General features: G+C 39.6%; 22 protein-coding genes. 13 read left to right on the forward strand and 9 right to left on the reverse strand.

The annotated features are described in order from the left end of the window. Nucleotides 1–40 precede the first annotated feature (40 nt). Nucleotides 41–544 carry a YhcN/YlaJ family sporulation lipoprotein gene (locus ACQKEV_RS01715; protein WP_427442760.1) on the reverse strand — a complete coding sequence of 168 codons (504 nt, stop codon included), beginning with the start codon at nucleotides 542–544 and terminating at the stop codon, nucleotides 41–43. Between the two features lie 191 nt (nucleotides 545–735). On the opposite strand from ACQKEV_RS01715, the gene ACQKEV_RS01720 reads away from it, so the two are divergent. The 3 genes from ACQKEV_RS01720 to aceA are packed head-to-tail and all read left to right on the forward strand — an operon-like array spanning nucleotide 736 to nucleotide 4,430. After that, nucleotides 736–2,907 (forward strand): malate synthase G, encoded by a 2,172-nt coding sequence (locus ACQKEV_RS01720; protein ID WP_427442762.1) that lies wholly within the window; start codon nucleotides 736–738, stop codon nucleotides 2,905–2,907. Between the two features lie 29 nt (nucleotides 2,908–2,936). Next, nucleotides 2,937–3,095, forward strand: coding sequence for a hypothetical protein (locus tag ACQKEV_RS01725; protein WP_427442764.1), 159 nt, complete (start codon nucleotides 2,937–2,939; stop codon nucleotides 3,093–3,095). 57 nt (nucleotides 3,096–3,152) lie between these two features. Then, on the forward strand, nucleotides 3,153–4,430 hold the full coding sequence (gene aceA / locus ACQKEV_RS01730) for an isocitrate lyase (protein ID WP_427442766.1): 1,278 nt from the start codon (nucleotides 3,153–3,155) through the stop codon (nucleotides 4,428–4,430). A 186-nt stretch (nucleotides 4,431–4,616) separates the two neighbouring features. Here the strand turns inward: aceA and ACQKEV_RS01735 are convergent, their stop codons facing one another. The 3 genes from ACQKEV_RS01735 to ACQKEV_RS01745 are packed head-to-tail and all read right to left on the reverse strand — an operon-like array spanning nucleotide 4,617 to nucleotide 6,832. Continuing rightward, nucleotides 4,617–5,339, reverse strand: coding sequence for an amino acid ABC transporter ATP-binding protein (locus ACQKEV_RS01735; protein ID WP_427442768.1), 723 nt, complete (start codon nucleotides 5,337–5,339; stop codon nucleotides 4,617–4,619). After that, complete coding sequence (locus ACQKEV_RS01740; RefSeq protein ID WP_427442770.1) at nucleotides 5,332–5,991, reverse strand: amino acid ABC transporter permease; 660 nt, start codon at nucleotides 5,989–5,991, stop codon at nucleotides 5,332–5,334. Before ACQKEV_RS01740 ends, ACQKEV_RS01735 begins: the two co-directional genes overlap by 8 nt. A gap of 55 nt (nucleotides 5,992–6,046) precedes the next feature. Continuing rightward, nucleotides 6,047–6,832: a transporter substrate-binding domain-containing protein gene (locus ACQKEV_RS01745; RefSeq protein ID WP_427442772.1), complete on the reverse strand. Its 786-nt coding sequence runs from the start codon at nucleotides 6,830–6,832 to the stop codon at nucleotides 6,047–6,049. Between the two features lie 380 nt (nucleotides 6,833–7,212). Between ACQKEV_RS01745 and ACQKEV_RS01750 the strand changes: the two genes are divergently transcribed. Next, entirely contained in the window at nucleotides 7,213–7,485 is a 273-nt protein-coding gene (locus tag ACQKEV_RS01750; protein ID WP_427444794.1) for a YqhV family protein, read from the forward strand. Nucleotides 7,486–7,673: 188 nt separating this feature from the next. Here ACQKEV_RS01750 and ACQKEV_RS01755 read toward each other — a convergent pair whose 3' ends face one another. Then, nucleotides 7,674–8,402 carry a BsuPI-related putative proteinase inhibitor gene (locus ACQKEV_RS01755; protein ID WP_427442774.1) on the reverse strand — a complete coding sequence of 243 codons (729 nt, stop codon included), beginning with the start codon at nucleotides 8,400–8,402 and terminating at the stop codon, nucleotides 7,674–7,676. A gap of 167 nt (nucleotides 8,403–8,569) precedes the next feature. Here ACQKEV_RS01755 and ACQKEV_RS01760 point away from each other — a divergent pair, with 167 nt between their 5' ends. After that, nucleotides 8,570–9,418 (forward strand): class I SAM-dependent methyltransferase, encoded by an 849-nt coding sequence (locus ACQKEV_RS01760; protein WP_427442775.1) that lies wholly within the window; start codon nucleotides 8,570–8,572, stop codon nucleotides 9,416–9,418. A 54-nt stretch (nucleotides 9,419–9,472) separates the two neighbouring features. Here the strand turns inward: ACQKEV_RS01760 and ACQKEV_RS01765 are convergent, their stop codons facing one another. The 3 genes from ACQKEV_RS01765 to ACQKEV_RS01775 form a co-directional block, all read right to left on the reverse strand. Continuing rightward, nucleotides 9,473–10,711 carry an MFS transporter gene (locus ACQKEV_RS01765; protein WP_427442777.1) on the reverse strand — a complete coding sequence of 413 codons (1,239 nt, stop codon included), beginning with the start codon at nucleotides 10,709–10,711 and terminating at the stop codon, nucleotides 9,473–9,475. Nucleotides 10,712–10,895: 184 nt separating this feature from the next. Next, on the reverse strand, nucleotides 10,896–11,231 hold the full coding sequence (locus ACQKEV_RS01770; protein ID WP_427442779.1) for a CHY zinc finger protein: 336 nt from the start codon (nucleotides 11,229–11,231) through the stop codon (nucleotides 10,896–10,898). A gap of 65 nt (nucleotides 11,232–11,296) precedes the next feature. After that, nucleotides 11,297–11,479, reverse strand: a complete 183-nt coding sequence (locus ACQKEV_RS01775; RefSeq protein WP_427442780.1) for a hypothetical protein — start codon at nucleotides 11,477–11,479, stop codon at nucleotides 11,297–11,299. 138 nt (nucleotides 11,480–11,617) lie between these two features. On the opposite strand from ACQKEV_RS01775, the gene ACQKEV_RS01780 reads away from it, so the two are divergent. The 7 genes from ACQKEV_RS01780 (at nucleotide 11,618) to ACQKEV_RS01810 (ending at nucleotide 20,682) form a co-directional block, all read left to right on the forward strand. Next, a complete protein-coding gene (locus ACQKEV_RS01780) occupies nucleotides 11,618–13,069 on the forward strand; it encodes an IS1182 family transposase (protein WP_427442782.1) in 1,452 nt (483 codons plus the stop codon). 410 nt (nucleotides 13,070–13,479) lie between these two features. Beyond that, the gene (locus ACQKEV_RS01785; protein ID WP_427442784.1) at nucleotides 13,480–14,346 is read left to right on the forward strand and encodes an AraC family transcriptional regulator; all 867 of its coding nucleotides are present in this window, start codon (nucleotides 13,480–13,482) and stop codon (nucleotides 14,344–14,346) included. 118 nt (nucleotides 14,347–14,464) lie between these two features. Next, the gene (locus ACQKEV_RS01790) at nucleotides 14,465–14,761 is read left to right on the forward strand and encodes a DUF3817 domain-containing protein (RefSeq protein ID WP_427442786.1); all 297 of its coding nucleotides are present in this window, start codon (nucleotides 14,465–14,467) and stop codon (nucleotides 14,759–14,761) included. 170 nt (nucleotides 14,762–14,931) lie between these two features. Continuing rightward, the gene (locus ACQKEV_RS01795) at nucleotides 14,932–16,119 is read left to right on the forward strand and encodes an exonuclease SbcCD subunit D (RefSeq protein ID WP_427442788.1); all 1,188 of its coding nucleotides are present in this window, start codon (nucleotides 14,932–14,934) and stop codon (nucleotides 16,117–16,119) included. Continuing rightward, a complete protein-coding gene (locus tag ACQKEV_RS01800) occupies nucleotides 16,116–19,208 on the forward strand; it encodes an AAA family ATPase (protein WP_427442790.1) in 3,093 nt (1,030 codons plus the stop codon). Before ACQKEV_RS01795 ends, ACQKEV_RS01800 begins: the two co-directional genes overlap by 4 nt. A 523-nt stretch (nucleotides 19,209–19,731) precedes the next feature. After that, nucleotides 19,732–19,962: a hypothetical protein gene (locus tag ACQKEV_RS01805; RefSeq protein WP_427442792.1), complete on the forward strand. Its 231-nt coding sequence runs from the start codon at nucleotides 19,732–19,734 to the stop codon at nucleotides 19,960–19,962. Between the two features lie 144 nt (nucleotides 19,963–20,106). After that, nucleotides 20,107–20,682, forward strand: coding sequence for a C40 family peptidase (locus ACQKEV_RS01810; protein WP_427442794.1), 576 nt, complete (start codon nucleotides 20,107–20,109; stop codon nucleotides 20,680–20,682). Nucleotides 20,683–21,147: 465 nt separating this feature from the next. Here ACQKEV_RS01810 and ACQKEV_RS01815 read toward each other — a convergent pair whose 3' ends face one another. Beyond that, the gene (locus ACQKEV_RS01815) at nucleotides 21,148–21,300 is read right to left on the reverse strand and encodes a hypothetical protein (protein WP_427442796.1); all 153 of its coding nucleotides are present in this window, start codon (nucleotides 21,298–21,300) and stop codon (nucleotides 21,148–21,150) included. Between the two features lie 238 nt (nucleotides 21,301–21,538). On the opposite strand from ACQKEV_RS01815, the gene ACQKEV_RS01820 reads away from it, so the two are divergent. Then, complete coding sequence (locus ACQKEV_RS01820; protein WP_427442798.1) at nucleotides 21,539–21,838, forward strand: hypothetical protein; 300 nt, start codon at nucleotides 21,539–21,541, stop codon at nucleotides 21,836–21,838. Nucleotides 21,839–21,892: the final 54 nt, after the last annotated feature.

Consider the following 21,892-nt stretch of genomic DNA (forward strand, 5'->3'; position numbering starts at 1 on the left):
TCTCACGCGGGAATAATAAGGCTGATTTCTGGAAGTGGAACTATTTAGCGTCCGGAAAGACCCGTTTAACAGTTTCGCTAAATTCTTCGAATAGGCCTTCCACTGGTTTGCCTTCATCAATTTTCTTACCATAGTCCTGCATACGGGTTACAAATTCAGGATTTATAGAAATATAAACATTCTTAACATTGGCGTTTGTCATACTTAATTCTTTTCGTATCTTGGCGTATAGTTCATCAAGTTCCTCTGAACCTTCTTTTATTTCTGTTCCATCTGCTTTTTTGTTTAATACCACCCCGACATAGGCGTTGTTATCTGTAAGAATGACAGTCGCACTTTTCACTTCTTCTAATTCCATAATTTTTTCTGAAGCTTTATCAGCAAGCTCTAAATTAACTTCGTCATTTGCTGTTTCATCTGTATTTTCCTCAATAGGTTTATTACTTTCAGAATTGTTGGTAGTATCTTTTTCTTCTTTAGTGCCACATCCCATTAACGCGATACATAAAAGGATGGTTGAGAAGATCATCCATGTTTTTTTCATTAGTTCAACAGCCTCCTTGTGTATTTGTAACTTTAGAGTGGTCTTATATCATTTTTTTATTCTTTTTTAGATAATGCGATGAAGATCGATTTACTTTAAGAAAAAAAATGATGAAAGTGACTGCACGAAACAGATTGTTATGTAATAGTATATAAAAAAATAACTGTACTATAACAACTGGAGGCGGTTGAGTGATTCAACGGAACCGTTTAAAAATTTCAAATGAATTATATCGGTTTATAGAAGATGAAGCTTTGCCAGGCAGTGATGTAAGGAGCGATATGTTCTGGGAAGGTTTGAGTCAACTAATTTATGAATTGGCTCCAAAGAACCGTGAGTTGTTGACTGTACGAGAACAGATGCAGACAAAAATTAATGAATGGCATGGCAATCATAATTGGTTTGAAAATCGGACGAAATACGAAATGTTTTTAAAAGAAATTGGTTATTTGGAACCAAAGGGGGAGCCCTTTCAGATTGAGACTTTAAATGTAGATGATGAAATTGCTTCACTCGCTGGGCCGCAGCTTGTCGTACCGGTCAATAATGCTCGTTATGCAATAAATGCAGCCAATGCACGTTGGGGTAGCCTATATGATGCGCTTTACGGAACGGATGTCATTGATGAACAAGATGGCACCGAAAGAGGAACCACCTATAACCCGCTGAGGGGACGGCAAGTTATTTTGTATGCCCGCAGGTTTTTGGACCTAATTATACCGCTGGAAAAGGGCTCACACTTGCAATCGACTGGTTATCGAATTGAACAAAATCAACTGATTGTGGAAATGGGAAGTGAACAGTCAGTCTTGCAGGAACCATCTAAATTTATAGGCTTTACTGGGGATGAATCCTTGCCATCGTCCATTCTTCTTCAAAACAACGGATTGCATGTGGAGATGCAAATCGATCGCCATCACCCAATTGGGAAAGTGGATCTAGCGGGTGTGAAAGATTTAATAGTTGAATCAGCTTTATCGACCATACTCGATTTCGAGGATTCAGTAGCAGCGGTTGATGCAGAAGACAAGGTATTGGTATATCGAAATTGGCTTGGATTAATGAAAGGAACACTGAAGGCGACGTTTAAAAAAGGTTCACGGGAAGTTAGACGAGAGTTGAACGCTGACCGAACATACAGGACGCCTGAAGGGGAAGAACGACTGTTACGCGGGCGTTCTCTATTAATTGTGCGAAATGTGGGTCACTTAATGACCTCCAATATGATACTGGATGAGCTAAATGAGGAAGTGCCAGAAGGAATCATCGATACGGTCATCTCCAGTTTACTCGCGAAACATGATCTGTTAAAAGCACCAGGACGTTTGAGGAACTCAGAGCAAGGTTCAGTTTATATTGTGAAACCCAAAATGCATGGCTCGGCTGAAGTGGCTTTTGCCAATGAACTATTCAATCGTGTGGAAGATTTGCTAGGGCTGGACCGTTATACGTTGAAGGTTGGCGTAATGGATGAAGAACGAAGAACTTCGATAAATCTTGAAAACTGCATTCGACAAGTAAAAAATCGAATTGTCTTTATCAACACGGGCTTTTTGGATCGTACGGGAGATGAAATTCATACTTCGATGCTGGCAGGGCCCGTCATCCGAAAAAATGATATGAAACATTCTTGTTGGCTTCAGGCATATGAGAAGTCAAATGTTGATAATGGGCTGCTTTGCGGTTTGCCAGGGGTGGCGCAAATTGGGAAAGGCATGTGGGCGATGCCGGATCGCATGAAGGAAATGATGGAACTGAAAATCGGTCATTTGGAAGCGGGAGGAAGCACTGCCTGGGTACCTTCACCGACGGCGGCAACTTTGCATGCACTTCATTACCATCAAATAAATTTTTCGAATGTGCAAAGAGGGCTGGAGAAGAAAATTCAAGATCGAACAGATGATATTTTAACGCTTCCATTAGCTAAAGAAGGATGGTCACCACAAATAATCCAACAGGAACTGGATAACAATGCACAGGGGCTGCTCGGTTATGTGGTCCGTTGGGTAGAGCATGGAGTGGGCTGTTCGAAAGTGCCTGACATTCATGATGTAGGGTTAATGGAAGACAGAGCGACACTGCGTATTTCAAGTCAGCATATGGCCAATTGGCTTCACCATGGAATTTGTACTAAAGAACAAGTACTGGAGACTTTAAAACGTATGGCGAAAATTGTAGATGCACAAAACGGCGACGACCCGTTGTATCAATCCATGTCCGCTAATTTCGAAGAATCCATTGCGTTTCAAGCTGCTTGTGAACTTGTTTTTAAAGGAAAAGATCAGCCGAGTGGCTATACGGAACCGATTTTACACCGCAGAAGATTACAGTACAAAACACAAAACGCTGCCAAAAAGAGCTGACTAAGAAAAAATGAAATGGAGGGATACCCATGTTTGAAAATCAACCGGAAATTAGTACAAACGAAATGACACCAATCGTTATGTTTCAATCCAAAAAGGAAAGAAAACATTTAAATATTTGTCTTGCTTGCGGACAGGAATTTGATAGTTTCAAAGAGTCTATTCAATGCTGCGCGGATTTGGACTGATTTGTTCAGTTAGGCTGTTTAAAGATTTTTTTACTTAAATGATAAGGAGATTTGGATATGATAAATCGAAAACAACAAGCGGAGTTATTAACAGAGAGTTGGAATGACAGCCGTTGGAGAGGCGTGGTTAGACCCTATAGTGCAGAAGATGTCGTGAAGTTAAGAGGCTCAATCGTCATCGAGCATACACTTGCAACTTTAGGCGCCAATCGTTTATGGGAGCTTGTCAACACGGAAGACTACGTCAATGCACTTGGTGCCCTTACTGGGAACCAGGCAATGCAGCAGGTGAAAGCAGGTTTGAAGGCAATTTATTTAAGTGGGTGGCAAGTAGCTGCCGATGCCAACTTGTCAGGACATATGTACCCCGATCAAAGTTTATATCCGAGCAATAGCGTACCACAAGTAGTGAAACGAATAAATCAAGCGTTACAACGTGCTGATCAAATTCAGCAAGCGGAAGGAAAGGGCGATACATATTGGTACGCCCCCATTGTAGCGGATATGGAAGCGGGTTTTGGTGGAACGCTGAATGTATTTGAGTTGACCAAATCAATGATTGAAGCCGGGGCTGGTGGCGTACATTTGGAGGACCAATTGTCTTCTGAGAAGAAATGTGGTCACTTGGGTGGGAAAGTATTACTTCCGACACAAACAGCCGTCCGCAACCTCATTGCTGCACGTTTGGCGGCTGACGTGATGGGTGTGCCAACGGTCATTATTGCAAGAACGGATGCCAATGCAGCCAATTTAATTACGAGTGACATAGATCCGTATGATCACCAATTCATTACAGGGGAGCGGACTCCAGAAGGTTTCTACCGAACGAATGATGGAATCAATCAGGCGATTGCACGTGGGCTTGCCTATGCGCCTTATGCCGATTTAATTTGGTGCGAAACTTCCGAGCCGAACTTGGAAGAAGCAAGAATTTTTGCGGAAGCAATACACGAGAAATTTCCCGAGAAACTATTGGCTTACAACTGTTCGCCTTCATTTAACTGGAAAAAGAAGTTGGATGAAGAAACAATTGCAAGCTTCCAGCAAGAGTTAGGAAAGATGGGATACAAATTCCAATTTGTCACACTTGCAGGCTTCCATGTGCTTAACTATGGCATGTTCGAACTTGCGAAAGGGTATAAGGAGCGGGGGATGGCGGCGTATTCCCAATTGCAGGAAGCCGAGTTTGCTGCAGAAGAAAGCGGCTATACCGCAACCCGTCATCAACGTGAGGTAGGAACAGGTTACTTTGACGAAGTATCACTTGTCATTTCAGGTGGTAAATCATCTACGACTGCTTTAAGCGGTTCCACTGAAGCGGAACAATTCGAATAAGTGCACGAAAAAACCAGTAGAGCGTATGCCTACTGGTTTTACATATGAGTTTTTGTCCATTCAGTTTCGGTTTTCGTCTATTCAGAACGGTTTTCTGTCCAGTCAGCATCGATTTTTGACCACTCAATCCACGTTTTCGTCCAGTCGCAAGCAATTACCGTCCATTCAGCATTTACAAACTCTCAATTATAAAATTTTATCCAGAAACTCTTTTGCTCTAGCAGTTTTTGGCTGAGTGAAAAATTCAGTGGGTTGGCCTTCTTCAAGTAACACACCATTATCAAGGAACAGGATTCGATCCGCGACTTCGCGTGCAAAGCCCATTTCATGTGTGACCACGACCATCGTCATCCCGGACTTAGCAAGATTTTTCATGACATCCAATACTTCTTTCACCATTTCGGGATCAAGAGCTGATGTAGGTTCATCGAACAGCATAAGTTCAGGTTCCATGGCAAGCGCACGGGCGATTGCGACACGTTGTTTCTGACCACCTGAAAGGCTGCCTGGATAAGCTTTTTCTTTCTCAGACAAGCCTACTTTTTTAAGTAATAGTCGCGCCTTTTCTTCAGCAACTGGCTTTTTGATGCCTTTTGCCTTCATTGGTGCATACGTTAAATTCTCAAGTACGGTAAGGTGAGGAAACAAGTGAAAGTGTTGAAAAACCATGCCTATTTGTTGTCGTATCTTATGAATCGGCGTTTTCGAATCCGTTAAGTCTTGATTTTCAATCAGAATCTTACCTGATGTTGGGGTTTCCAACATGTTCATGCAACGTAGGAACGTTGATTTTCCAGAGCCTGAAGGTCCGATGATGGAAACTACTTCACCTTTAGCAATCTCAGTGGAAATATCATGAAGTACTTCGTTGTTACCGAATTTTTTAGATAGATTCTCAACTTTAATCACTGACCTTCAACCTCCTTTCAATCATTCGTCCGATTGTCGATAGACCAACGACCATAATCCAATAGATAAAACCGACGAACAGCAGCGGTTCGAAATTACGATAAATATCCGCACCGACGACTTGTGCACGACGCATTAAATCCAAGACGGAAATCGTTGAAACAAGAGCGGACTCTTTTGTTAGTGTGATTACTTCATTCATTAGTGCCGGTAAGATGTTTTTCATGGCCTGAGGTAAAATGATGTCTTTCATCATTTGGCGATAAGGAACACCAAGTGCCATAGCCGCTTCTGTTTGTCCTCGATCCACTGCTTGAATACCAGCACGGATGATTTCAGAAATGTATGCAGCTGAATTTAATCCAAATGCCAAAACGGCTGATAAAAATGGAGAAATATCATAGCCAGTCAGTTGGGGGATGGCAAAATAAAAGGTCATCAACTGCAAAATCAAAGGCGTTCCTCTGAAAATCGAGGTATACGCAGTAGCAAACCAATTCAATGGTTTAATGTGACTAATCTTGAACAATGCCAATAGCGTTCCGAGAATAAATCCAACGATCAACGCGACGGCGACAAATTTTAACGTTACCCAAATTCCTTCTAACATAAAAGGAATATAAGGCGTGATTTGCCCAAAGTCCAAATTCATGCCTTACACCTCATTTCTATTTTGCTTTTGTATAAATCTTTGTGACTTTAAGTACTTATTCTTCAGATAACCACTTATCTTTTAATTCCTGAAGTTTGCCGTTCTCTTCCGCTTCTTTCAGAACTTCATTTACTTTTTCAGTCAGTTCGCTTCCTTTAGGGAAAGCCACAGCCATTCCAGGTGAGCTAGAAGTAGTGTCTTCGAAGCCAGCCAAATCTTGTTCGGCAATGAAGCCTTCAGCTACCGCTTTATCCATATAAGCAACATCAATTCGGTTGGACAACAATTCTTGAATTAACACGTTAGCACTATCCACTGCTTTAATTTCAAAGTCGACCGTTTCTTCTTTGAGTTTATTAGCGCCGTCTTCTTGAATCGTCCCAAGTTGCACTCCAAGTTTTTTGCCTTCCAAATCTTCTAGTGTTTTAATGTCTGAATCCTTTAATGTAATGAACATTTCGCCAGATTGGTTATATTCAGTAGAGAAATCAACATTTTTTTTACGGTCTTCCGTTGCAGACATACCGGATAGTACCATATCGATTCGTTCACTTTGTAAAGCACCAATTAAACCATCAAACTTCATGTCATTAATTTTTAGTTCGTATCCTAGTTCGTCGGCAATGTAATTAGCCAAATCAATATCGAATCCTTCAAAATCACCAGCTGTATTTCGTGATTCAAATGGTGGGAAGTCAGCTGATGTCGCCATCTCCAATACTTTTTGATCACCAGAACCTGCTGTTTCATTTCCTTCTTGTTTAGAAGCATCGCCTCCACACGCGCTCAAAAGCATTGCCCCAAGTGTTAGTGTTCCAATTAAACTCCATTTTTTCATCATGTATAATCACTCCCGTTAATATATGGTTTTGTGTTAAATGGAGTTTATCATGAGAATTATAAGTTGGGAAGCATTTTTATTCAAAAAATAAAAGTTTTATTTTTCAGAAAATAATAGGTAAAAAGTTGTAGTGAAGGCATTAAAAGAAGATGAAAATACTAATGTATTATAGTTTTATGTTTTTTGTGTATAAATAAATGCATATTTATACGGAGAATTGTAGGTGGAAGTAAGTGATTTTCACAAAAAGAAGAGCAGGTGAAATAAAATGCTACTTCAATTTATCAAGTTACTTTTCAATATTTACGGTTGAGCATACATATAGTAGAAAGCAAGTTGTTATTACATAGAAAAGTTTTATCCGGAAGAAGGTGATCAAGATCAATCACATTGAGAAGGCACTTCTATTCATGATAGTATTACGACTTATTGGGGGAAGTGTAGAAGTTACAGCGGCTTTATTAATGCTCAAATTCAACGACTTGGAAAAAGCGTTTTATATTAATACTCTACTCGCTTTAGTAGGTCCCACTATTTTAATCCTTACCACAGGAATTGGATTGGTAGGCTTGGCTGATAAAATACCGTTAACCAAAATGATTTGTCTATTTAGTGGGATCGTGCTGATTCTTTTTAGTTTGAAATCGAACTAAAAGGATCAGCTTGGGAGATTTAAGAAATCAGGCTCCAGGTAGACAGAATGGTCTTCCAGGTAGACAGATTTGCTTTCCAGGTAGACAGAATGAATTTCCAGGTTGCACAAAATGATATGAGACTATCATTAACAAGGACCGATCAGATTACTGATCGGTCCTTGTTAATGAACTATTGAAGAATTGCTTTATTCTTTCTCCGCATTTTGAATGACTTTTTGTCCATCCATAATCACATAGAAGACTTTAATTTTTGCGCCATCTTCCAACTCATCAAAGAATGGTTTGGCTGTTTCAGATAATCTCATTGCTTCAGGTTCGTTCTTATCATTTTTCACTTCAATTGAGTTCAAATCCTGGCGTCCCACGTAAGTAACCGAAGATTCTTCCACCTTCAATTTTCCGTCATCAGATGCAGCATCCTCGCTACCGTCCCATGTTACTTCAGTAGATGCTTTCCAATCTTCTGCTTCATTGGCAGTTGACCAAACCTCGAGCTTGTATTTCCCTGCAGGCAATTTAGCGAGACCTTCCGTTGCATCAAACCTCATTTCAAGGACTTCACCAGGCTTCAAGATTTTTTCCTGCAACATTTGTGTGTACATTTTGTTTTCGGAGTCCTTATAAACAACTGTATTTGAGCTGTCTACTAATTGATAATCAAAGAATTGCGAACTATTCATCGACAATTTTACGTCTGTCTCTTTGTCATTTCTCAATTGAAATACAAATTGGTGTGCTCCGTCTGTACTTTCTTCTGTCAGACTCGGTACAACTGAGCCTTCGACAATCCCACTGTTTTCATTTCCTGAGCCTGTGTTTACTTCTCCCGGTTCACTTGTATCTGCAGTTGTTCCACAGCCTGCCAGAACGATGACCATAACTGCTGTAGAGAAAAATTTCAGCACATTTTTCATCTTTTTTACCACCTTTCGTTAATACCGATTAGAACGTTATGAAGTGAAAAGAGTTACAAGAAAAGAGGGAATTTTTAGTAAAAAGGATTTTCGACCTATATCCTCGTCTTGATTATCAGCTAAATGAAACGGTGTAATGATATGATAAAAATAAAAAGAGGTGTCCGATGAGCTATGGTGAAATCCAAAACATAGTGGACTGTATGGCAACAAATGAACAGATGAAAGGCATTCAGTTCATACAAACTGAACACCGTCTGAAGCTTGCTGAGGTTTGGGGGATTACAGATGGGAAGCGTATTCTGGAGATAGGCTGTGGACAAGGGGATACAACTGCAGTTCTTGCTTATATGGTAGGAGATACAGGTTTTGTACATGGAATCGATATTGCACCTGCCAGCTATGGTAGTCCAATCACTGTTGGAGACTCCGCTGACTATTTAATGAAATCGGAGTTGGGAAGACAAATCCATATGGAATTCGAAGTAGATGTGATAGCACCAGATATCGATTTTCCTGAGAATACTTTTGATTATGTCGTATTGTCACATTGTTCCTGGTACTTAAAATCTACAGATGAACTGTACGAATTGTTGAAGAAATCTAGAAAATGGGCTAAACAACTTTGTTTTGCAGAATGGGATCCGCGGCTTCAAACCATGGAACAGTATCCTCATTTTCTAGCAGTACATATTCAAGCCCAATACGAATGCTTCAAGAAATCCAGTTGGTCAAATGTACGGACATTGTTCACACCGAATGATTTAATATCTATTGCTAGGAAAGCAGGTTGGACAATCACCAATGAACAATCTGTTTACTCGTCAGAGCTCCAGGATGGGAAATGGGAAGTTGAAATGACATTAAGTAATTATCAAAATGAACTTGAAGAAATTAAACAAATGCCTGACAAACTAAAAACGTTAATAATATCCGAAGTAAACTTATTGGAAGAAGCCGTAAAGAAAACTCCCACCATCTCTTCGTTGTCTACTTACGTGTTTACAGCGAACTAGCAGTATAGATAAAGGACCTTTCCGCCATAGGGAAGGTCCTTTATGAGTTTCAATTTACTCTACAGTTCTTAGAGTGACTTGATAATTCTCTTTGATTGGTGACTCAAAGGCCTTTCTCCAAGTTAGCAAGACAATAATAGATGTTACAAACAATAAGGCACTAAGTGAGATAAAGCAATAAATTATCAAACCCGAAGAGACCATACCAGTAAAGATAGCGACTAGTCCAATTCTTAATAGCAAACCTAAAGAGCGGAATAGGCTATCCACCCTCCCAATTAATTCATTAGGGACTTCATCCATCAAGAAAGAGTTTCGAGCTACCCTGGCACCACTATTACCAAGCGCAATGAAAAACATAAGCGCCAGATACAAAGGGACATTTGCTATTAAAATGAAGGAAATGGCAATCGTATAAGTAATTACTGCATAAATAATTGTCTTTCCATCACCCATTTTATTAGCAATGACTGGAACAGTTATTCCAGCCACGATAGCTCCTAATCCATAGACCATTCCTTGAATTCCATAGACACTCCCAGATGTCTTAAGAATATCGGACAAATAAACGGGGAATAGGTAATTGGTAATCATTACACCGATAAACGGCATCATCGAACAAAGAAGGAACATGAACATGAGTGGTCGCTTCCTCATATAACTCAGACCTTCCGTTGCTTTTGAAGGGGCTGTATTTATGGTTGTCTTTTGTTTTTTTCGGGCATACGGAATTTTTATGTAAAAGAGTATGGCCGCGGCAAAAGATAACACATCGAGCAACAAAATATAGTGTAAATCCCAATGTGTCAATAAAATACTGGCGATAGCCCCTGCAATCATGCTTGATAGTTGCCCCTGAACCTCCATAATTCCGTTCAAAGATTTATAATGCTCCTTACTGAAAATCTCCTGATTAAGTGCAAACATTGTTGGATAGAAAATCGTGTAATACAGACTGCCAATCATATAAATAATCATGTAATGCCATATTTCATAAGACATCCCTAAGAATCCAATCATCGTAAAAACCAGTAAGGAAAGCATGCTCACAATTTTACTCGTGATAAGCAGTTTTTTGCGGGAGGTTTTGTCGATAAGATGCCCAATAAAAGGCGTGACCACAAAGCTGATGATGGTCATGGCGATTGTTATGTAACCGAATACGGCGTTCCCGTTTTCACTAGAAACCAACAACCAAGGGATGGCAATCATTGTGATTCCCGAGCCAATCGATGAAGCAATATTCGCAAATATAATCAGCCGGAAACGTGAATCCTGATATAGATTTTTCATTGTATTTATCTCCTTTTTAATTTTGAACTAAGGCTATACATTTACTATAACGCCTGAAGTGTGGAGGGCTTTCATCCAATGGTGCTTAGTTTTCCTTAGCCAAATGACTGAAGTATTAACAGGATTTGTCAGACAGAAGGTGCATGAAAAAAGCACTTCCTCGTTTAGGAAGTGCTCAACGTTCTTACATTTGCGTATGAAAGTAAAGATGCTTATGTAGGCTGCAGCCAGGGTTGAATGCACTGTGGCAAGAAGGACAAGTAGAGTTGCAAGACAAATATTCATCGATCGTTAATTCATGTCCGCATGCGCCACACAAAATGGCTTTTTCGTCGAATTGATCAATCGGCCAAACTTTAGGAGAGTTGCATCCGACTTCTTCATGGCAAGAGAAGCAAGGATAGTAAGTGCTACAACAATAGAACTTAATGGCGATTCGGTCAATTTCAGAGTGGTAATGAGCGCAACGCGTTTCTTTGTCCACATCGTTTCCTTGTACTTGATGTCCATGAATGAGCATTTGGTAATCTCCTTTTGAGGGCTGTTGAAGTCATTTAATCATAATACTTGAAGGAAGTCATGCAATCAAAGGTACTTTTCCCTTGTCACACCTCTCGGATTTTCTGATTGTACCCGAATTCCTACGTGAACGGCGATAATTCCTAAGTGAACCTCCAAATTTCCTACGTCAACGCCTAAAATTCCTACGTCACCCCCCATTTTTCCAACTGAGCGACCGCTCAGCGCTCCTGGCATCACTTCTTTCACAGAAACACCCACCAAGCAATGGCGAGGCCACTGAAAAAGTCCATTGATTCAAGAAAGCATCCTTTCCTCCATTTATTTGAGGAAAGGGTGCTTTTTTCATCGTATAATAAGGGTATCAATTTTAAGTGGGTGTTTACGATGATTCCAAATCAACAGTCTATGAATTTAAGTCCCTTTATGGCGATTTATGATTTAGTCGTGCCAAAAGATAATATGCTACGAAAAATTAATGATCTCATCGATTTTTCATTTGTATACGATGAACTTAAGGACAAATACTGCCATGATAACGGAAGAAATGCGATTCACCCTATCCGCATGTTCAAATATTTATTATTAAAATCTATTTTCGACCTATCAGATGTAGATATTGTTGAGCGTTCAAAGTATGATATGTCGTTTAAATATTTTCTGGATATGGCACCCGAAGACCCTGTTATGGATCCTAGCTCTTTAACTAAGTTCCGCAGACTCCGATTAAAAGATGTCGGTCTTTTAGATTTACTCATCAATAAAACCGTTGATGTTGCGATTGAAAAAGAAATCATTAAAAGTAACGCCATCATCGTCGATGCTACTCACACGAAAGCACGCTATAATCAAAAATCTCCAAAAGAAATATTAATGGAACGTTCGAAACTACTTCGAAAAACAATCTATCAGGTAGATGAAAGTATAAAGGCTAAATTTCCACTCAAAACTAAAACAGATGTACTAGAAGATGAACTTGATTATTGTCAGAAGTTATTGGATGTCATTGATAAGGAAGAGGTCATTCGTGAGTATCCAAAAGTAAAAGAAAAGCTGAACCTATTAAAAGAAACACTAGAAGACCATCAGGAACAGCTTCAACTATCTAATGATCCAGATGCTCGTGTTGGACATAAAACAGCGGACTCTTCATTCTTCGGTTATAAAACACATCTCGCGATGAGCGAGGAAAGAATTATTACAGCTGCAGTCATTACGACAGGTGAGAAAAATGATGGAAAGCAACTCGATACGCTTATTGAGAAAAGCTTAAACACAGGAATGAAAGTTGAAACAATTATTGGTGACGCAGCCTATTCCGAAAAAGGAAATATTGAATATACGAGTGAAAAAGAAATGAAATTGGTCGCAAAATTGAACCCTTCCGTTACACAAGGTTTCCGAAAAAAAGAAGATGAATTTGAGTTCAATAAAGACGCAGGCATGTATGTTTGTCCGGCAGGACATATGGCAATCAAGAAAACACACAGTAAGAGAAAAGGTGAAACTAAAAATCCACGCACGCAATACTTCTTTGATGTTGCAAAATGTAAACACTGCCCTTTTAGAGATGGATGTTATAAAGACGGCGCCAAAAGTAAGTCGTATACTGTCACGATAAAATCAAATGAACACAAGGGACAGGCTCAATTTCAGGAAAGCGATTTTTTCAAAGAGAAGTCAAAAGAGCGATATAAAATTGAAGCTAAAAATAGTGAATTAAAACACAGACACGGGTATGATGTTGCATCTTCATCGGGTCTAATAGGCATGCAAATGCAAGGGGCTATGGCGATATTTGCAGTTAATCTAAAACGAATACTAAAATTATTGGAGTAAAATACAGTCCAAGGGCACCCAGTTTCTAATTCAAAAGACGACTTTAAATTCAAAATCGAATTTAAAGTCGTCTTTTTTTATACCGTCTCATTAAAAATGCATGTTTTTCAGTGGCCTCAGCAATGGCTGTTGGGGCTATTCGAGTGGGTTTAAAATCTTTAAATGGGGCTGTTCGCTTTGCTCGGCAGCCTTTTCTGTTAAAAAATGAGTCACTTTATTTTCGAATATGGTTTTTCAGACGTGATACTTCATTCTTCACACGTGAACCTCATTTTTTCACACGTCATCCCCAAAAAGTCAGACTGAGCAACCGCTCAGCACGCTAATGATGACGCATCTGTCCGCATCAAGCAGGAAAAGACAGGATTCACTGTCGAAATAGAATTAAAGTGGAAATACGAGGTGATGAAATGAGCTGGATAGAAGCACTGCAACGGTCGATCGATTATTTGGAGAATCATTTGGAATCTGATTTCAAAATGGAGGATGCCGCAGCGGAAGCGAATGTGTCTGTCTTTCATTTTCAAAGAATTTTCATGGTGCTGACTGACATGAGTGTGATGGAATATGTGCGTCGGCGTCGATTGACGCTCGCTGCGGAGGAGCTTGCTTTAACGGGTGTGCGAGTAATCGATGTAGCATTCAAATATGGATATGAAACACCAGAATCCTTTGCGAAGGCATTCAAGCGACAGCATGGGATGTCGCCTTCTGAAGCCCGCTCTTCTAAAAAAGGATTCACTTCCTACAATCGTTTGGTCATCTCTGTACAATTGAAAGGGGCGTTACCGATGAAGGTACGAATTGAAGAAAAAGAGGCTTTTCAGATTATTGGTGTGAAAAGAGAGTTCTCATGTGAGAATGGAGAAAATACACGTGAGATTCCGAAAATGTGGCAAGAAGCTCATCAAAACGGGGTGAATGATGAACTGACGAAATTGAACAACGGTGAAGTGGACGGAATGCTTGGTGTTTGCAAAATGATGGATACAGCTACAAATACTTTAGAGTATTGGATTGCCACAGCTTATGAAGGAAATGAAGTACCTGCACGTTATGAACGTTTAGAAATTCCAGCTGCGACATATGCGGTTTTTGAAGTTGTTGGCCCGATGCCACAAGCGATTCAATCAATGTGGGAGAAAATCTATAGCGAATGGTTCCCTTCCAGTTCTTATCGACCGAGCGGTTCTGCCGAAATGGAAGTTTACACAATCGATGATGCCAGAAAGGCAGATTATTATTCAGAGATCTGGATTCCCGTCGTCAATAAGTAGAACTGTGACAAATCCTTGAAGGCACTATCAATAAAATCATTCGAATAAGACGGTATGACTGTACACCCTACCCTACACCTCTCTATAATGAGGGATGTAGAGAGCAGGAGGGGTTAAAATGTCAGAAAAACCACTTAAGCGTTTTCGTTTCATGGGATTATTGGAAGGTGGCTCCCTATTAATCTTGTTATTCCTGGCTATGCCATTAAAATATTTCTTTGGAATGCCAGAAGCAGTGAGAGTTGTTGGGTCCATTCACGGGTTTCTGTTTGTCAGCTACTGCCTGATGATTGCCTATATGACTTTTATCGTGAGATGGCCGTTTATTTATAGTGTCATCGCTGTGATTGTTGCCTTCATTCCGTTTGGCAATATCCTATTCGATCGTAAGCTTGAAAAATTAGAAACGGTATAAACACTGGTAAGATTCATTTCTTACTGGTGTTTTTTCTTTTCAGTTTCGATAGTGTAATGATGTATAATAATACTTATTTTGGAAATCTCTTTGGCTTAAATTATAGATAAGATAAATGTAGAGTAACTACTGGAATTTATAAACTAAATGCACGATGAAAGGAGCACAAGATGAAATTATTCCATACAGCCGATTGGCATTTAGGAAAGCTTGTACAAGGCGTTTCAATGACAGATGAGCAACGATTCGTACTTCAGCAATTTACAGAGGCAATTGCCAAAGAAAAACCGGACGCAGTCATCATCGCAGGTGATTTATATGACAGAGCAGTACCACCGACGGATGCCGTGAATTTATTGGATGAAGTACTGGAAACGATTGTTTTAAAACTGAAAACACCGGTCATTGCCGTTTCAGGAAACCATGACAGTCCAGGTCGATTGAACTTTGGCAGTCGCATGATGAAATCAAACGGATTTTATATTACGGGACAATTAAAAAAAGATTTGGAGCCGATTGTACTCCAAGATGCACACGGGGAAGTTCATTTCCATCTGGTTCCTTACGCAGATCCTTCTCAAGTTCGTCATGTATTGGATGATGCAGAAGTACGCACACATGACGATGCCATGAAGAAAATGGTCGCTCATATTGAGTCCACAATGGATCCATCAAAACGACATGTCCTTGTTGGACACGCTTTTGTGACACCACACGGGGAAGAAGAGGAAAATACTAGTGATTCGGAGCGTCCGCTCGCAATAGGTGGAGCGGAATATGTGAGTGCTTCCCACTTTAAAAAATTCCACTATACAGCCCTTGGTCACTTGCACCAAGCGCATTTTGTGTTGAACGAAACCATTCGCTATTCCGGTTCACCATTGAAATATTCAATTTCAGAAGAGCACCATAAAAAAGGTTTCCATATTGTTGAGATGGACGAGCTTGGCAATGTCACGGTTGAAAAACGCCTGCTCACACCGAATCGCGATATCCGCACCGTTGAAGGGAAAATGGAGGATATTTTGCAGCATGAGTTCAATGAAGATTACGTGTTTGTGAGATTGCTTGATGAAACGCCTATCCTCTTCCCAATGGAAAAGGTGCGTTCAGTCTATCCAAATGCCATGCATGTGGAACGCAAAGTAGTGTCCGTTTTAAAAGGAAAAGAAGAAAGTACGGTCGGTTCTCGACGTAAAATGGATGACTCGTCCTTGTTTAACGCTTTTTACGAAGAAGTCAAAGGTGTAAAAGCTTCTGAAGAAACATCCGCGATTTTTAAAGAAGTGTTACAGGAGTTCTTACATGAGCAGCAAGAACTCACTGGCCCCGCTAAGAAAGAGGGGGTTAAACATTGAAGCCGATTACATTGAAAATGACCGCATTTGGTCCTTACAAACAGACAGAAACGATTGATTTCACTGAGCTACAGGGCAATCAATTATTTGTGATATCAGGCAGTACTGGTGCTGGGAAAACAACAATTTTCGATGGCATCTGTTTTGCACTTTACGGAGCGGCAAGTGGGTCGGATCGCAGTGAATCACGGATTATGCGCAGTGATTTTGCAGACGATGCCGTTCACACTGCTGTAGAGCTTGTATTTGAAATCCATCAGAAGACATATCGAATCCTTCGTCAAATGAGTCATGTGAAAAAAGGGAATAAAAGTGCAACTGGGGAAAAGTATGAGTTCTTTGAAAAGCTTGGAGACCGTGAAGTGCCCGTTGTGGAACGCCAAATTGTTTCGGAAATCAATGTGAAAGTGGAAGAAATCATTGGACTGTCCCAAAATCAGTTCATCCAAATTGTGATGCTTCCTCAAGGAGAATTCCGGAAACTGCTGACTTCTGAAACAGAAAACAAAGAGGATATATTACGTAAGATCTTTAAAACTGAGCCTTATAAAATGATCAGTGAACGCCTTAAGCAAAAGAAGGCTCATGCTGAAGAAGAATTGAAAATTGCTCAAAGAACGACGAATAGTTACATTCACAATATCGGCTCTTCACTTCCAACGAGAGAATCGACCATTTTTAACGTATTAGCTCAAGAGCATTACAACATGCATCAAGTCATTTCCGGCTTGGCAGAAGAAGCTTCTTATTATGAAAACAAAATTATATTGGATCAGATCAAATACAATGATGCTTATCAGAAACATACGAGCAAGTCCGATGAATTTCATCAAGCCAAGAGTTTGAATGAACGCTTTGAAGAATGGGAGACCAAGAAACAGAAGTTACACGTCCTGACCGAACAGTTGCCTCTTTTCGAGGGAAAAGAAAAGCAACTCGAGAAAGCAGAGCGAGCAAGTGTGATCGAAGCAATTGAACAGCAGTATGTTGAGCTTCAAAAAGAAGTGCTGGAAAAACAGCAGTTCTTAAACGATGCTATTGCTTCAGAGGAGAAAGCGAAGGTTCATCTCGAGCAGATGGAATTGAAATACGTTGAAGAAGAGAAGAAGCAGGATCAACGCGAGAAGTTAAGTGAGTCACTCGTTCGATACCATGATATTTTGCCAGTGGTGCGGGATATGGCAGTAAAAGAAAATGAGTTAAAAGAACTTGAATTGAAGATTATTGGCTTGACTGTAAATGTAAAAAAACTCGCTGAACGGGCTGTTATTGAAAATGAAATACTTCAATCATTACAGCAAGAAACGGAAAGTCTCGACAATCAGTTGGGTTCATTTGACGATAAACTGCAAAAGTTAAGTGAATTAAATGATCAATGCCGCGTGTTAAAGGAATACAATGCTATTCAACGAGCCGTCTATAATCAAGAAGCTGTTACGCTCAAACAACAACAAGAATTCACTACTGTCCATGATGCTTACTCGGCACTCGAACAGGAATGGTTTGATAATCAGGCACGTGTTCTGGCAGCTCATCTACATGATGGTGAAGCTTGTCCGGTATGCGGCAGCGTCGAACACCCTCAGAAGAATGACAAGGACCAGACGCTCTCTCCTTCGAAAGAAGAGTTGGAGCAGTCCAAATACATCTTAAACCAAGTGGATAACGACTATCGCGATGCGATGGCAAAACTGAAGGCATACAAGGACCAGCGCGATGATAAAGGTCAAGAAGTTTCGAAGTTTGACATTGAGATCGGTCAGACTGTTGAAGTTCATAAATCGATGGACGAGGTGCGTCTGAAACTCGATGCAGAAGTCAGTAATATGCGAAAAGATAAAGAAAAACTGCGCATTAAGAAGCAACAATTCAAAGATCAAACAGTAAAAGTTGAACAGCTTCAGGCAGAAACAGCTGATATTACTGCAACATATCAAGAATTGAATTCAACGTTTGAAAAGTCTAAAGCTGTTTATGAAGATAAGTTGCAATCAATTCCGAGCGAAGTGCGTGTGTTATCTCAATTAGAGAAGCAGATCCGTGAAACGGAAGACCGTAAACGCAGGTTAGAAGAGGCTTGGGCAACTGTGCAACAGGAAAGACAGAAAGCAAAAGATCAGTATTCAACAACTGTCCTGACAATTGAGCACATGGAAAAGGCAGTACTCGAAGTAAAAGCCAAAGAGGAACGGGCTGGCAATTCGTTTAGTACGGCACTCACTTCTTCATCTTTTGAATCGGCAGAAGCATATCAACAAGCGAAGTTACGAGCTTCAGATAAAGCTTCATTAAAAGAAGAAATCACACATTTCAAGCAAACAAGACACACACTTGACCAACAAGTTACTGAGTTGAGCGCGTTACTTCAAAACAAAACGAAAGTCGATTTAGTCGCTTTGCAAAATGACATGATTGCGTTGAAGCAGGTGTATGAGTTCGCGCTTCAAGAAATGAACCAGTCTGTGGAAACTCAAAAGGCAGCAAGCAAATTGATTGAGAACATCAAGATTTCCCATGAAAAATCCGCATGGAAAGAACAAGAATTCAACCGAATTACGGACTTGTATGATGTCGTTCGAGGGCAAAACGGAATGAAGATTTCGTTCGAAAGATACTTACAAATCGAGTATTTGGAGCAAATTATCGAGTCTGCCAATGAACGGTTAAAGCACCTATCGAACGGGCAATTCCACTTGATTCGAAGCGAGAGACAGGAATCGAGAGGGAAACAAAGTGGTTTGGGCTTGGATGTTTATGATGCTTATACGGGGCAAACTCGAGATGTCAAAACTCTTTCCGGAGGAGAGAAGTTCAATGCGTCGTTGTGCTTGGCACTCGGTATGGCCGATGTCATCCAAAGTTTCCAAGGAAATGTCTCCATTGATACGATGTTCATAGATGAAGGCTTTGGCTCACTTGACGAAGAGTCATTGAACAAATCGATCGATACGTTAATAGACTTACAAAAATCAGGCCGGATGATCGGCGTCATCTCACATGTCCAAGAGTTGAAAACGGCCATTCCTGCGATTTTGGAAGTGAGAAAATCGAAAGAAGGCTACAGTGAAACACGATTTGTCATTAAATGATTAGAATTTTAGTAGAAAAATCACTGATTGATTTTACCCTTTTTTAAGTGTTGAAAATAAGCAATTCTATTTAATATAGATTGTTCTTGGAGATACAAATGTCATGTTGGAGAATCGATAAAGAACGAGTGATTATATACAAAAGAGCGGAAAATAATCTTAGATGTCAATACACGCAAAAAACCAGTACCTTATTGAGAGGACTGGTTTTTTGTTATTTAAATATGCAAAGGTTTTTGGAAAAACACGGTGACATATTAGGTAGTTAATTAGTCTCCCTTTAAGTAATTGCTGGTAGTTGGGGAAGTTGTAGGTGAAAAACTTCGGTAATATTTACCACCATTTCCTCTATTGTTCGCATGATATACTCAAAAAATGTTAGCCAAGTAAATGATATCCGTACTTTATATGAATCAATTAGGGATATATCCAACAGATAAAGAGTCATGCAATGTTAGCGGAATAGCTTCCATTTGTAGTGGTGTGATTGTGTGTTGTCTCATAAGGCAAGTTAAGTTGGAGGATGAAACAAGGTTTTGTTCGTGAGAGTTGCTTTCAAATATTTATCGCTCAGATAACGGTATTTATCGCTCAAACTGGAGATTTATCGCTCATACGGAGGATTTATCGCTCATATAACGCACTTTATCGCTCAAAAGCCATCTCACTAGCAAGTTTACTTGCTGAAACCGACCGCCGCCATTTAATCGACAGGATCCCTATTCAACAGATGCAACGTCAGTGGAATGGATAACATTGAGAGAAGGACTAGCCGAAAGCGCTTACATATATTTTTTACATAGAAGACCTCATTTTCGTTTCAGTACCAATTGCAAGAAAACATACAAAACAATTTATCACAAGGAGATGAACGACCATTCGAAAGCTTACAAAGATTTTGGTTCTATCATTTATTTTCACACTTTCTTTTTCAGGCGCGGCAGGAGCTACATATTCAGTACATAAAGGTGATACCTTATACGAAGTTTCACAAAAATACAGAATGGGCTATACCGATTTGCGGTCATTAAATCCACAAATCATAAATCCGAACCAACTATATGTTGGCCAATCGATTGTGGTTAGAACACCGGACAAAGCATCAAATCTTGTTGACTATGCAAAGGTTCTTAAATCACAAACGAAATACGTGTACGGTGCAGATATAAGCCGAGCGCCATACAAGGCTGATTGTAGCAGCTGGACCAAACATATTTATGCTAAATTTGGTGTGAAATTACCGAGAACTAGCCGTGAGCAATCACATGTAGGTACTTCTATTTCATTCAAAAATATGAAAAAAGGGGATTTAATGTTCTTTGCTAGCAACGGCAAAACGATTTCACATGTCGGTATTTATATGGGGAATGGGCAATGGATCAGCAACCTTAACTCCGCAAAGAGTGTACAAACTTTTTCTGTCTGGGGACCATGGGCTCAAAAGCACTTTATGTGGGCACAGCGAGTTCTTTAATTTAGACTTCGTTTCCTGTGTTTTATCCAGTTTGGAAAACACATACTTGTGAACTCAGGCTTCACGCTCCTGAGGTATAGGTACTTTTTTATAGCAATGATCACAGCAAATTCCAATAACAGCTATCGCAAATATAAAATGACCATCAATTAGAATGCTAAATTGATGGTTATTTTTTTGTTTCATTATTTTTGCGCAGCATGAATGAATAATTGGTGCTTTAATTCCTCTGCTTAAGACGGCTCACTTTTCATGCTAATGCTGTAGATTTAGTAGCAAAATTCTCTTTCACTACACCTTCCATCAATAATGTTTCTTGAAAATTAGTAACGTAATTTGTTCTTCAATTCCTCCAAATTAAAATGAATTGTATGTACAAAAAAAGCACCGCAATTCAAATTGCGGTGCAATTAGTTATACATATTCATGTGTGATTTAAAGTTTTGCGGTAGGTAAAGTAGCCCGTTAGAATGATTGTTTATCTTCTTTTTCGGCATCTGTTTCTTGATTATCGAGATGATAAATTGGTGATCCTTCAGCGACCATATTAAGAGAAGCGTTAAAATCTTGGTTTTGACGTAATTCCATTTCCTTTTGATCGACATACACAGGTTTCATCGTCAAATAACTCCCCCAATATAGTTTTAGAATTAGTGTATGAATGTATTCTCAAAAAAATTACGGATAAATGAATGGAAACGAAAAATCTTTTGCGATTCCATACGCGAAAATTTCCGTTCATTCACCATGAAGAGCTTAGTTACAACAGGACATGTTAGGATGAAAAATCTTATTTTGGGGTATATTTCGGATGGATGAGAAATTAATAAAACTCTGAATAAGGGAGTGCTAAAACATGCCGATGTCTTATGAACAGGTAGTAAGTGTCTTGGATGAGTTTCCAGAGTTAAAGTGTAAAGAAGTCTCGAATAATCGAACGACTTATTATTATGCCAATAGTCCAATTCGCAAAGAGAATGTATTACAAGAATTGCATCTATCGGGTAATGGATATTTATTTGTTGGCTATTTGACTGAATACCGTCATCACATGGATAAAAGACAGTTCATTAGCATTAAGAAGTTCACACAACCTGAGTTCAGAGTTGCAGTTAAACAGGTTCTACAATCATTTCATGAAAAATCAAAAGCTTGAAGAAAAGAAATAACCAAAAACAAAGGGCTGCCCAAATCGTCATTAAAAATGACT

Source organism: Paenisporosarcina sp. NPDC076907 (genome assembly GCF_050269735.1).
In the GTDB taxonomy this organism is placed as follows: Bacteria; Bacillota; Bacilli; order Bacillales_A; family Planococcaceae; genus Paenisporosarcina.